General features: G+C 47.2%; 9 protein-coding genes. 3 read left to right on the top strand and 6 right to left on the bottom strand.

Translation table 11 applies throughout. From position 1 onward, the window contains the following. Nucleotides 1-142: 142 nt before the first annotated feature. From MHI01_RS21210 to MHI01_RS21200, 3 genes are all read left to right on the top strand, one after another. Nucleotides 143-1,789 (top strand): AraC family transcriptional regulator, encoded by a 1,647-nt coding sequence (locus tag MHI01_RS21210; protein ID WP_340984059.1) that lies wholly within the window; start codon nt 143-145, stop codon nt 1,787-1,789. Nucleotides 1,790-1,899: 110 nt separating this feature from the next. Then, complete coding sequence (locus MHI01_RS21205; RefSeq protein ID WP_340984057.1) at nt 1,900-2,928, top strand: iron-hydroxamate ABC transporter substrate-binding protein; 1,029 nt, start codon at nt 1,900-1,902, stop codon at nt 2,926-2,928. 78 nt (nt 2,929-3,006) lie between these two features. After that, on the top strand, nt 3,007-4,719 hold the full coding sequence (locus MHI01_RS21200) for an ABC transporter ATP-binding protein (RefSeq protein ID WP_127548945.1): 1,713 nt from the start codon (nt 3,007-3,009) through the stop codon (nt 4,717-4,719). Between the two features lie 53 nt (nt 4,720-4,772). Here the strand turns inward: MHI01_RS21200 and MHI01_RS21195 are convergent, their stop codons facing one another. The 6 genes from MHI01_RS21195 to MHI01_RS21170 form a co-directional block, all read right to left on the bottom strand. After that, nucleotides 4,773-6,353 carry a hypothetical protein gene (locus tag MHI01_RS21195; RefSeq protein WP_340984056.1) on the bottom strand — a complete coding sequence of 527 codons (1,581 nt, stop codon included), beginning with the start codon at nt 6,351-6,353 and terminating at the stop codon, nt 4,773-4,775. Nucleotides 6,354-6,550: 197 nt separating this feature from the next. Next, the gene (locus MHI01_RS21190) at nt 6,551-7,843 is read right to left on the bottom strand and encodes an ABC transporter substrate-binding protein (protein WP_340984055.1); all 1,293 of its coding nucleotides are present in this window, start codon (nt 7,841-7,843) and stop codon (nt 6,551-6,553) included. Continuing rightward, nucleotides 7,822-9,597, bottom strand: coding sequence for a sensor histidine kinase (locus MHI01_RS21185; protein ID WP_340984054.1), 1,776 nt, complete (start codon nt 9,595-9,597; stop codon nt 7,822-7,824). Before MHI01_RS21185 ends, MHI01_RS21190 begins: the two co-directional genes overlap by 22 nt. A gap of 92 nt (nt 9,598-9,689) precedes the next feature. Continuing rightward, a complete protein-coding gene (locus MHI01_RS21180) occupies nt 9,690-11,339 on the bottom strand; it encodes an ABC transporter substrate-binding protein (RefSeq protein WP_340984053.1) in 1,650 nt (549 codons plus the stop codon). Between the two features lie 27 nt (nt 11,340-11,366). Beyond that, nucleotides 11,367-12,236, bottom strand: a complete 870-nt coding sequence (locus MHI01_RS21175) for a carbohydrate ABC transporter permease (RefSeq protein WP_036667808.1) — start codon at nt 12,234-12,236, stop codon at nt 11,367-11,369. A 15-nt stretch (nt 12,237-12,251) separates the two neighbouring features. Beyond that, the gene (locus tag MHI01_RS21170; RefSeq protein WP_235193717.1) at nt 12,252-13,112 is read right to left on the bottom strand and encodes an ABC transporter permease; all 861 of its coding nucleotides are present in this window, start codon (nt 13,110-13,112) and stop codon (nt 12,252-12,254) included. Nucleotides 13,113-13,175 lie beyond the last annotated feature (63 nt).

The following is a 13,175-nucleotide window of genomic DNA, read 5'->3' as shown; positions in this document are numbered from 1 at the left end:
TGATTTGTTCAATCTGTCCATCCACGTCACTCCGTATATAGTATATACTGCATAATAGTCGAGATCCGAGAATTACGCCAGTACACCAGGGGCATGAGACGAATACTGTCCCTGCTGACTTATGTAAGGAGACAGTTATCTAATGAATATTTCCAAGCCTATTTATCATAAAAAATCGCTGTCCCGTCCCATTTCCTTGCAGAAGATTCAGTCCGTACCTGTTGCCCACTTCAAGCCGTGCCATCTGGTGCAGCTTCACGACCGCGAGGCATTCTCCCGCATAGATGAAATGTGGAGCACTCTTCATGTGTTATACGTCATTACTGCTGGCCAGGCCAGGCTGATCAGTACAGAGGGTAAACTGACATTAAATGCAGGCTGTGCAGTCGTTCGGCAAGCTGGAAACCTGCTTCAGCACGAGAACAAGCGCGGCTCCCTGTCGCCAGTACAGGGCATTGCTATTGCTTTTGATTCCACTGAAAATGAACAGCTCTTCTGGCCGTTCGGGATACCAGTTCCCATTGCGAGTCGCACTCTCACCGACAGGGCAGTAGAGCTGGTCCAAGCCAGTACGGCAGGCCGTGATTCCAGCCCCTTCAGGCCACATATGCTTTTTTATGAGTTACTGGATATTTTACGGGATCATGTGGCTCATTCTGCTCATGAAGATCACTCCTGGCTTGATGCCGTGCTTAGACATATCCATCAGATGTATACCCATCCGCTGACCCGCGAACAATTGGCTAGGGATGCAAATGTGAGTCCTGAGCATTTTTCACGGGAGTTCAAGAAACATACAGGTCTTACGTTTGTTGAATATGTGACCCGTCTCAGGATCCGGATGGCTCAGGAGCATCTGTTGTTCGCGAACCCTACGCTACAGGAGATTGCACAACTGACAGGCTACAGGGACACCTTTTATCTGAGCCGCAAATTCAAACAGATGGTTGGATCAGCACCAACACACTACCGGAAAATGCCCAAAAAGATTGTATCTTTGACTTACAATTATACGGCCTCACTTCTGGCACTGGGCCACACTCCCCACATGGGCGCCGTAGCAAGCTGGATGGAAGAAAAAATGTGTGCGCATGATCATGATGGTCATGAGCAATTTGAGCGACATTCCGAATATGAGCTGGTTAAACATACGGATCTGATTGCAAACGCTCAGCCCGATGTCATTGTCGGGTATGCACCGCATCCCGCTTCCGATGAACTACGTCTGATTGCACCGACCATTCTGATGCCCTTTGAGGAAATCGATTGGCAGGAGCAGCTTCTTCTTTTGGGCAGAATTACCGGGCTTGAATCCAATGCACAAGCGTTGTTAGATCAATATCATCAACTGGAGCAAGAAGCCAATCATACGTTAGACCAACAGATGGAAGGAACACGAGGGTCCGCCGTTTGCATGTTTATGATTGGAGAAGACGGGGCTTATATCTACGGTCATGGCTGGGGCAGAGCCTCTCATGTGCTGTATCAATCGCTGGGCTTCACTCCACCCTCACGTATGGAGCAGGATGGACAGTTACTTACGGGGTACGTTCATGTTCCGTTGTCCGAGATTCACTTGTATGCCGCAGATCACATGTTTGTCGCCTTCCCTGAGGAACCTGCCAAACGAGAAATGCTGGATAACCTGCCGAATCAGGAATCCTGGGGCACCCTATCCGCCGTTCGTGAAGGACGTGTATACGAGATTGATGCCGACATGTTCTATGGATTTGATCCCTTGTCCGTTATGGAGCAGTTGCAGCATATCATGCGTCACCTCACATCATAATTGTCCATGCAGTAGTGATCATAGTTGTCCATGTACAAATATCACATCTTCCTCTATGTTATTAATGAGAATAATAATCATTATTGATTATACACAGGGGGAACAAAAATATGTTTGCTGCAAAAAAACGCTTTTCCGGCTTTCTTCTTATGCTCGCCATCATTATGATTCTGGCTGCATGTAGTAGCGGAACAGGCTCGACTGCCACTGAACAGACTTCGGCAGCGGGAACCGAAACAACAACAGCCTCTTCCGAGACGAACACAGACACGTCGTCCGGTTCAGACAATTCAAGTGCTACACGGATCTACAAGTCATTAAGCGGAGATGTTGAAATTCCGGCTGAACCGAAACGAATCGTTACCGATATGTACGTAAGTGATCTGCTCGCACTGGGTGTGAAACCCGTTGGTACTGTTCAATATTATTTGGAAAACCCGTTCTATGCAGATCAGGTAGCGGGCATAGAGAGTATTGGTGATCGGGCGGCGGTATCCATGGAGAAGGTTGTTGCCTTGAACCCGGATCTGATCATTACCTACTCTGATCAGGCCAGCGAAATTGAGAGTTATCAAAAAATCGCACCGACCGTGGTCATTCCGTATGGTACTTTCACCAATGTACACGACGAAATCCGGGGATTCGGAGAGCTGATGAACAAATCCGAAGCAGCCGAAGCTTGGCTGAAAACGTACGATGAACGGATTGAAGCCGCTCGTGCCAAGGTGAAAACAGTCATCAAACCGGAGGAAACCTTCTCCATCCTTGAGGTATCCGACAAGAGTTATTATGGATATGGAGACAATTTTGGTCGAGGAGGACAAGCGGTCTACAGTGCTTTGCAACTTGCCCCACTCGAAATCACCAAAAAAGAACTGATGGGTGATACCCAATGGAAAGAAATTTCGCGTGAAGTTGTTGGTGATTATGCAGGGGATCATATCTTCTTAACCGTTGGAGAGAACACCAAAAATTACCAAGGTGACTCCATCTGGCAATCCCTGCCGGCTGTGAAAAACAATCAGGTGTATGAGTTGCTGGAAGACCGTTACTGGTACTTCGACCCAATTGCGATTCAAGGTCAGGCTGAGGAATTCGCCAATATGATCGTAGAACGTGCCGAGCAAAACCGTAAATAACATAAGCATGAATACAGGTGTCCGGACAGGCTAATCATCCTGCTCGGGCATTTATGTCATATTGAGGAGGACTTACATATGCTTCGCCGTTTTATGTCTTATTATCGTCCTTACAAAAGACTCTTTATCTTGGACTTCTCCTGTGCCATCGCTGCCGCGCTGCTGGAGCTGGCCTTTCCACTCGCCGTTAACAGGGTTGTCGATCAACTGCTTCCGGCTGGCAATTGGTCCATGATCTTAGCGGCGTGTGTCGGGTTGCTCGGCATCTACCTGCTCAGTTCCTTTTTCCATTATGCAGTGACCTATTGGGGCCACAAGCTTGGTATTAACATCGAATCCGATATGCGGCGTGAACTGTTCCAGCGTGTACAGAAACAGTCCTTCCGCTTCTTCGATAACAATAAGACCGGGCATCTGGTCTCCCGCATGACCAACGATCTGATGGATATTGGTGAGATCGCGCATCACGGACCCGAGGATCTATTCATTGCCCTCATGACACTCGCCGGAGCTTTCGGAATTATGCTGGGGATCAACTGGCAGCTCGCTGTGATGACGTTCATCATTGTGCCGCTGATGATCTACCTGTCACTGTATTTCAGTCGCAAAATGTCCAAGGCGTTCAAGCGCATGTTTGCGGATATCGCCGATTATAACGCACGGGTAGAAAATAATGTGAGCGGCATCCGTGTGGTACAAGCTTTTGCCAATGAAAAACATGAAGTAGGACGTTTCGTTGAGAACAACGAACGTTTCCGGCTTACAAAACTAATCACCTACCGTATTATGGCCTGGAACTCTTCACTCAGTTTTATCCTGATGAAATTTGTATCGCTGTTTGTACTGGTATGTGGAACCTGGTTTGTCATTCAAGGCAGTATGACTTACGGAGAATTCATCGCTTTTGTGATGCTCTCCAATGTATTCCTCGGACCGATCGAGAAGATTAACTCTGTCATTGAGACGTATCCCAAAGGCATCGCCGGATTCAGACGTTACCTGGAGCTGCTTGAAGCTGTACCGGATGTAGAAGATACACCACAGGCGAAACCGATTCCGGATGTCAAAGGAGATATTGCTTTCCATAACGTTACCTTTTCTTATGGAGAACACAAACCTACGCTGTCTCAGGTTAATCTGGATATTCAGGCAGGCCAGACGGTTGCTCTGGTTGGACCTTCGGGCGGAGGTAAAACGACGTTATGCAGTCTGATCCCACGCTTCTACGATGTGGATGCAGGACATATCTCCATTGATGGCATTCCGGTGAAGGACATGACGCTGGAATCACTGCGCTCCCATATCGGGATTGTGCAGCAGGATATTTTCCTGTTTGATGGAACGATTCGAGAAAATATTGCATACGGCAAACTGAATGCTTCCGATGAGGAAATCTGGCAAGCCATTCGCCGGGCCCAATTGGAAGAGCTGGTACAATCCCAGCCAGATGGACTGGACACCATGATCGGTGAACGTGGCGTGAAATTGTCCGGCGGACAGAAGCAACGTCTGTCCATCGCCAGAATGATCCTGAAAAACCCGCCAATTCTCATTCTGGATGAGGCTACATCCGCTCTCGATACCGAGACGGAAGCTGCCATTCAACTGGCGTTGTCCGAGCTGGCTCAAGGCCGTACGACATTGGTGATTGCCCATCGACTGGCGACCATCAGACACGCCGATCGCATCGTAGTCGTGGAGAACGGCACCGTCGCTGAACAAGGAAGTCATGAAGAACTTCTCGCGCGTCAAGGCTCGTACAGCCGACTGCATCAAGCCCAGTTTGGTTAAATGCAATGACAGAACAACCCTCCCTCTTGTAATAGAGGTGAAGGTTGTTTTGTTCATTTCAGGTATCCTTTGGATTTCCAAAATCGTTTTGCAAATGTTTCAGCAGCGTAAGGTAGCTCCCCATTCAGTAAATCCTCATTCGCTTGAATGAGCACTTTGCGTCCATGTTCCAGCAATTGAACGGCATGCAGTAACTGAGAGCCGCCGATGTAATGAAGTTCAAGCAACAACGGTTCTTCTTCCTCATCCTCGTCCTTCTGAGCCGAGTATTCGATCAACACACTTTCCGAGCCGTCCGCATGTTGGTGCAGGGTATAATAGTATTTCTCCACCTGCGTCTCCCCTTGAGCATCCACATACTCTCTTCCAATACGTAGCATAGCTGGCTGAGGAAAACCATCAGACATCTGACCTGCTTGTCGAAATGCATAATATAACTCTCCAATCCACAGTCCGTGCCGATCATCATCATAATAATCGTCATATGGCTCCACGACAGGCAGTGCTAATAAATCGTGGATCAGTTGGTGCGAAATTAAGGAACGGGCATACTGATAATTCGATACAGACTGCAACAAGGTGCTCCATCCTTGCTCGCTTAACTGCTGAATATCAGCAGGTGAGTTCTCCGAAAATACGTTCCATTCCGACTTCTCATTGTTTAGATAACGATATGCTCCTGAGATCATCCAGACAGGTTCACCCGGTTGTACGATATGTTTATCAGGAGAGTTGGAACCTTGATCTGATGGCTCCATCTTAAGCAACAATGCACAATTGTGGTCATCCTGAAAATACAGACTACGGAAATACCCCTCCGTATGCTCATCTCCATAGACCGATACTCGGCAAAATTGCTCGTCCAACCAAAATTCATAGCTGTTCAGTAACTCATCCTCCTCTCTTACAGGCAACAAAGATGGATGAGTAAGACGCTCTATGTTCTCAGCGGTAATTCGATGATCTTCGAACCAATCCGGCACATCTGGCTCTGATTCATCAGCATGAATGTACTTTCGGTTGATTACAGGTTGTCCTTGTTGCAGCCTCTTTAACATTTCTTCTCGCCAAGGAAACGGCTCTGTATCTTCATCAATCACACATTCAGGAACGAATAACGCCAACATGTCAAAGCCCCGCCATGGTCCGAGATCCTCCCATTCTTCAAGCTGACGCTTCACATTACGCTGTCCTTGAACCTGAATCGTATATTGATCGGTACTTACCAGCAATCCACCTTCTACATTCCCTCTCACTGTCAATTCTCCATGGTTATAATCCCCCCAGAACATATCCTCCACATAGAGATTACCTGTAATATATATTTCCTGCCCACCCACGATCATATAGGGCGTTATGAGATTCCCAAGTACAACCAGATTTGAACTGGCCGCGTCGGAACTTGTATTTCCAATATAACGATCCACTTTCAGATTTCCTTCAACCAAGATCAAAAAGGGTCCTTCATCCAACAACAGTTCACTGATATGAAGATCACCAGAATGTAACCATACTTCCTCGGCTTCAAATTCACCGTTGTGCGCTTCATTCTGAGTGTACATCCAGCTCTCCTGAGGCAACTTCGTTTTCATATCGGCAAAAGACACCTTGTGACCTATCTGATGTATGGACATGTCCTGACACTCCTCATCCATTAATATATGGATAGAATCTATCTAATCTACAGATAGGACAACTACCCATTTTCATTATACTAGAGGAAATATACACCATTCCATAACAAAAACCCTCACCCGAGTAGAATGAAGGTTGAGCTTGTGAACGACAACAGCCCCAAGTCCATTAAATACATATATGATCTAGTCCATTCTTATAACTTCCCACCCAGAATGGCGTTCGCCCGCTCACGGAAATCCTTCGCCGCCTGCTCAGGCGTAATTTTGCCAAACAACAAGAGATCGTACAACTCACGTAACACCGCAGTGACCTCTGGCGCACCTACGGGATCAGGCGGGTCCATCTGAGTGCTGTTATCCGCAACCCAATCGATATAATCAAACACCTGCGCCAGCTCCGGTTCAACCACCAGCTTCATCCGCTCTTTGACACTGGATGAGACAGGCACACCCCGCTCCCCTTTGAGCAGCAGATTGGCATCCAAATCATTCACAAAAAAGCTGATGAACTTGGCAGCTTCCTCCTTATGTCTGGAATTACCCGCCATGGAGAAAAACATGCCTGGCTTCAAGAACAATCCATCCTGGCTGTTTGGCCCAGGCATTGGGGAGATGGTTAAGGGTTTGCCATAACGCTGAGCGGTGCTGATAAATTGGTTGGAATACCCCCAGCTAAACAAAGCCTCTCCCAGATAAAACGGGTCGTTATCAGGCTGGCCAATGTCTGATGTCCAGATATCCGGTGCAAAAATAAGTTTCTTTTCCGCGAGCTTCTGCATCCTGCCAAAGTACTCAATAAACAGCCCATCATCCTCATATCCCAATCTCTTGCCATCCTCGGCGTATAGCTTGGAACCATACTGTCTCAAGTAATACGCGAAAAACTGTTCCGGCGTGAAATAGGTTCCCAGATAGATGCCTTTCCCGAGCAATTGTTCGCCCATCCGGTCAAAATCCGCCCATGTCCACGTATCCGTTGGCAATTCAATGTCATTGGCCTTTAACACTTCCGGATCATAGATGCTGAGCATGGCGTTAACCCCCAAGCTGAGACCGTAGGTTTTTCCATTCAGGCTACCACTCTCCAGCTGTTCCTTCTCAATATCTGTCGTGTCAATCAGCCCGCTCTGCATGTACGGCGTCATGTCCTCCAATAGTTGCAGCGAACTGTACTGGGACAGATAAGAGATGTCCATCTGGATAATGTCGGGCAACGCATTGCCTGCTGCATGTGGGGCAAGTTTTCTCCAGTACTCATTGAAACTGCTATATTCGTATTCGATGTTCACATGTGGATTCAACTTCTCATACAGGTCGATAACGGCAATCGTTGCATTGTTGCGGAACTCTCCACCCCACCAAGCGATTCGTAGCGTTATCGGCTCTTCTTCCACAATCATGCCTGGCCTTTGATCCAACTGGTTCACGCAGCCAGGAAGAGTCAGCATAAGGCAGAGCATGCCTATCATTCGCATCCATCTTCCCATAACTTCTCCTCCTTACCTGGTGATGGGGGTGGCAGCAGCACTGTTACTCTCGTTCCAAGCCCCGGCTTACTTTCCAGCAGAACATCATATTCTTCGCCAAAAGCCAGACGTACCCGCTCCCTGATATTCAGTAGACCAATACCTGTGCCTCTGGTCTTCACTTCACCGCGCAGCACCTGTTCCACATATTCGGGTTCCATGCCGGGGCCGTGATCCTCCACGATAAGAGCCAGCTTGCCACCTGATATCTCGGCATACACTCGAATCAGACATGATCCAACCTGTGGTTCCAAACCGTATTGAATGGCATTCTCCAGGAGTGGCTGTAGGATCAACTTGGGAATGGCACACCCCAGATAAGGAGCGGGCACATCCATACGGAAATCCAGCCGTTGCCGGAAACGGTAGGTCTGAATGGTGATGTAATGATTGACGATCTCCAGCTCTTCCGCAATGGTAATGATATTTTGTTTGAAGCTGATGGAGGAACGCAGCAAATATCCGAGTGATAACACCATACTGGAGATTTGCTCCTGCCTGTTCTTTTTGGCGAGCCAATGGATCGAATCCAGCGCATTATACAGAAAGTGGGGATTGATCTGCGCCTGTAGCGCCTTGAACTCCGTTTCTTTAATGACCAACTGGCTTGCATAATTTTCTTTAATCAATGTATTAATATGTGTAATCATCAGTCGATACGTACGCTGTAGTAACCCCAGTTCATCCATGTGCTGGTGCGTTGGAATGGACAGATTGGCGTCTATATTCTCCAGATCCCCATACTGAACCTCCTTCATCTGACTGATGAGCTGCCTGATCGGCCTTGTCAGACTTCGTGCGAACACCATACCAAGCGCGAGAACAACCAGAATGGCGATAAGATAAACGACGATCAGTATATTTTTCAACCATATAATACGTTCAAAAATTTCATCATAAGAGGCCATATTGTAATAAACCCAGCCGGTATAAGAGGATTTCTTCTGGGAAAGAAATATCTCCCTCCCATCCAGATTCTTGATCTCATATCCCCCACTGCCTGGAAGTGGATTCAGTCCGGCGGACACCGCTTCCGGAAGTTGGCGATAAGGATAGATCACATCACTGCCTGCTTTTAAAATAATGTCACTGTCCTGGCTATCGATGCCCGCATACTCCTCAACGAGTCGCTCGATATTAATACGCAGAAACAGTATGCCTACCGGTTCCAGAGTCATCGGTTCGTAGGTTCGCACCTGACGGACCATAACCAGCATCGGGTCATCGTCATCCGGGTATAACCAGCGTACTGCACCATTGGCCTGCTCCGCAGCCGCAATCATCCGATCATATTTTTCCTGAGATACGGTTAGTGTCTCGCCATATTTATTCACTCTTCCCCTGGAATCAATCAGATGAACGGACTGCACATAATGTGCAGCCCCACTAATATGCTCCCATAGCCGATCTGTGATCTTTTTTCGTTCAATAAAGCTTGAATATGCGCTATAGTCATCCAGCAACGACTTCAAGGCTCTTTGAATCTGCGTATCGGAGATCATGTTCAATGATAACGCTTCCAACTTCTGAAGTTCAACATCCACTGTAGACGAAGAAAGGTTCAGAAGTCGGGATGACTTATCAAACAGCTGTTTGTCATACACCGAGTACGTATAATACAAGGACCCAAACGCCAGGATGATGATAAACGCCATCATGAACATAATCATCAGAAACATTTTCATTTTGATGCTCAGTTTGCGGTAGGCTGTCATGACCAAAGCGCTCCTTTGAACCACGTGATACTACTAGGTATATCACATACAGGAAGGTTTCCCCAAAGTTTTAGCGCTCGATTTCTCACGTATTATTTGGACTGATATCGATCATACGCAGCCTGATGAACCTCAATCGCCCGGTCAATATCCATGCTCTTGATTGTTTCGGCCATCTTGTCAAATTCGGTGATCGGCTTCTGTCCGCTAATAATGGCAGTCATCGTTTCATTCAAATACGTATTCACCTGGCTCATGATGGATGTACTTGTGGTCACCTCATCTGTTGACAAACGAATTGGAGGAAGCGTTAATGCAGAGCTTGCTTTCATCCATTCCGCATTGGCCGCACGCTGTCCGTCGTCAAATAGTAAGGCATCCAGATAACGACTATCCTGATTGATCGGACCGTCCATAATGGATAAGGCATAGGAAGCCAGTGCCTGGTCATACGTCAGACCGTTCGGATTATCAATGATGGTATCTGTGAATTTGACACCTTCCCCGTCACGAACATAGCTGTCATTTTCGATACCAAAGTTGAACAGATCACTACCCTCTTCGCTATAGTTGTAGTCCATCCACTGTACAATGTATTTCAATTGGTCTTCGTCTGCGGAAGCCGTAATAGCCTCACCATAAGACAACACTTTAGCGTCCAGATTAAATGTTGCATACGAAGTTCCATCCGGAGATACAGGCCATGGTACACCCGTCACGTTAAAGTTCGGATCCGTATCTCTCATCAGATTGAAGTATTTCCCCATGCCGCTGAACACACCACCCTGATATGCGCCTGCCAGATTGCTGGTGACCTTGTAATCGAAAGCTTTGCCGTCATTGGTCATGATCTCGGGATCAATCAGCCCTTCTTTGTACCACTTGGCCATGGTCTCCAAGAAATCACGGTAGCCCGGCTGAATCGGTCCAAACTCCACCTTGTCTCCATTCATCTGGAAGCCACCAATTACACCAAAGGCCGCGGCAAAATCATGGAGCTTGGTCAGGTTACCCGGCCCCCAGTTTCCTGTGAATGGCAGCTCATCTGGCTTGCCGTTGCCGTTAGGGTCCTGTTCCTTAAATGCCTTGAGTACCGTATACCACTCATCGATGTTGGTAGGTACCTTAAGGTTCAATGCATCAAGCCAGTCCTGGCGCATAATTAAACCGGAAGTGGCATTCAGCTTCAACGCATCCAGCTTGAGCAGCGGGAACATATAGATCGTGCCATCATCGAGTGCAATCTGCTTCTTCACATCCGGATCGGATTCAATAATCCGCTTTAAGTTCGGTGCATAACTGTCGATCAGTTCGTTCAATCGAATGATTCGACCATCCTTGATCATTTTTTCCGGTCCGCCAACGGCATCTGCCCAGTTATAATAAATGACATCCGGTAGCTCTTTCGTGGAGATCAACAGATTGAATTGGTCACGCTGTTGTCCAAGCGGAGGATGTGTGAACTTCACTTTGATGCCTGTCAGCTTCTCCTTTTCCTTATAAGCTGCCATATCGCCAAAATTGTTCAAGGAAGCTGTCAGTTTGGCATCATTGGCGCGCCAGTAATCAATGGTAAATGGCTCACTTGTAATCGGTAGCGGAATCTCGGTTAATGCCTGAACCGCAGGTTCTGTTCCTTCTGCTGGCTCTGCACTACCTGGTTCATTATCACCTGTACAGCCCGCCAGTAAAGACATGGTAAGTAGCGATGACAACAGGATGGACCCCATTCTTTTTTTCACGTAATTCGCCTCCATAGGATACATTTTTTATTGTTTCACAGCACCGATTAGAGCGCCCTGAACAAAATAACGTTGGATGAACGGATATACAAGCATAATAGGCAGCGTGGAGATAATAATGGTCGCATATTTGATGTTCTCCCCAATGGCAAAGCCGGTATCGGCGCCAGCGCCCATGGCCTCTGTGCTGCTGCTGATCAAAATATCACGCATAATAATCTGGATCGGATATAACTCCTGACTGCGCAGGTAGAGCATCGGTCCGACATAATCATTCCAATGGTCAACCGCATAATACAGCATCATGACCGCCAGGATTGGCTTTGACAAAGGCAGTACAATTCGGAACAAAATCAGAAAGTCATTGGCACCATCAAGCTTCGCCGATTCGATCAGACTGATCGGAATGCCCTCAAAGTTTGTTTTCATAATGAGGAAATAAAACGTGCTGATGGCACCCGGAATAATAAGCGCAAAACGGGTATCCACCATGCCCAGATTCTGAATCAGCAGAAAAGTCGGAATCATACCGCCACCGAAGAACATCGTGAACGTAATTAATTTCATCAGCGTTTTTCTGCCCATCAGATCACCGCGTGACAGCCCATATGCAGCCAGTGAAGTCATGAGCAGATTAATGGCGGTACCCACCACAACATAGAACAAGGTGTTCATATATCCCGTATAGATGCGAGTATCCTGAAATACCGACTTGTACGCTCCCAGCTGAAAACCTTCAGGAATGAGCATCAGTGAACGGGAACGCAGCATCTGGTCCGGGTCGCTGATTGAAGAATTGAACACGTACAGCATCGGGTACAAGCATAAAACCATGATCACCAAGAGCAGCAGTGTATTAAATACATCAAAAAGTCGTTCCCCTATAGACTGTTTCATCGCTTCACCTTCCGATTACCATAGACTGGTTGAGTTAAGCTTTCTGCTGATCGCGTTTGCGATAATGAGCAGCGCGAAATTAATGACGCCGTTAAATAGTCCGATGGCGGTTGAATACGTATAGTTCCCCTCCAAAATACCGGATCGATAAACAAAGGTGGATATGACATCCGATGTCTCATATGTCGGTGCTGTTTGCATCAGCAATATTTTCTGAAAATCCGCATTCATGACCGCCCCCATACGCAAAATTAACATGATCACAATCGTGGGCATAATGCCCGGCAGTGTAATATGTAACAGCTGTCTCCAGCGGCCTGCGCCGTCAATTTTGGAAGCCTCATACAACTGAGGATCAATACCACTTAGTGCTGCCAAAAAGATAATCGAGGCCCAGCCTGCGCCCTGCCATATGTTGGACAGGATGTACATCGGACGGAACATATCTTTTTCCGCCAAAAACATAATTGGCTGCAGATCGAAAAAGTCACGAATGACGTTAAATAACCCACCGTCCAGAGATGAGAACGTTTTCAACATTCCAACCACGACGACAACCGAAATAAAATGCGGCATATAACTGATGGTCTGTACTGCACCTCTGAACCACTTCTTCCGGACTTCATTCAGTAGCAGTGCTAGTAGAATCGGAGCCGGGAAACCAAACACAATACTGTAAAAACTCAAAATCAGTGTGTTCTTAATCAGTCGCCAGAAATAATAACTTTCAAAAAACATGGTGAAGTTGTCAAATCCGACCCATTCGCCTGCCAAGATTCCTTTGATCGGGTTGTAGGATTCCTGAAATGCCATCAGTAGCCCGTACATTGGCCCATAGCTGAAAATCAGATAGTAGGCTACCACAGGAACGAGCATCAGATAGACGTATCTGTTGCGGACAAGTTCCTTTTTCACCGAACTCCATTTGCCAGCTGGCTT

The organism is Paenibacillus sp. FSL M7-0656, from assembly GCF_038003225.1.
Lineage (GTDB): Bacteria > Bacillota > Bacilli > Paenibacillales > Paenibacillaceae > Paenibacillus > Paenibacillus amylolyticus.
The sequence above is the reverse complement of the archived record's forward strand: the minus strand, read 5'-3'. Positions and strand labels throughout refer to the sequence as shown.

What these genes read in the sequence shown, in the direction of transcription:
- MHI01_RS21185 (WP_340984054.1), bottom strand. Translation starts at nt 9,597, where the DNA reads ATGACAGCCTACCGCAAACTGAGCATCAAAATGAAAATGTTTCTGATG.
- MHI01_RS21170 (WP_235193717.1), bottom strand. Translation starts at nt 13,112, where the DNA reads ATGCTCGTTCCTGTGGTAGCCTACTATCTGATTTTCAGCTATGGGCCA.
- MHI01_RS21210 (WP_340984059.1), top strand. Translation starts at nt 143, where the DNA reads ATGAATATTTCCAAGCCTATTTATCATAAAAAATCGCTGTCCCGTCCC.
- MHI01_RS21205 (WP_340984057.1), top strand. Translation starts at nt 1,900, where the DNA reads ATGTTTGCTGCAAAAAAACGCTTTTCCGGCTTTCTTCTTATGCTCGCC.
- MHI01_RS21175 (WP_036667808.1), bottom strand. Translation starts at nt 12,236, where the DNA reads ATGAAACAGTCTATAGGGGAACGACTTTTTGATGTATTTAATACACTG.
- MHI01_RS21190 (WP_340984055.1), bottom strand. Translation starts at nt 7,843, where the DNA reads ATGGGAAGATGGATGCGAATGATAGGCATGCTCTGCCTTATGCTGACT.
- MHI01_RS21200 (WP_127548945.1), top strand. Translation starts at nt 3,007, where the DNA reads ATGCTTCGCCGTTTTATGTCTTATTATCGTCCTTACAAAAGACTCTTT.
- MHI01_RS21195 (WP_340984056.1), bottom strand. Translation starts at nt 6,353, where the DNA reads ATGTCCATACATCAGATAGGTCACAAGGTGTCTTTTGCCGATATGAAA.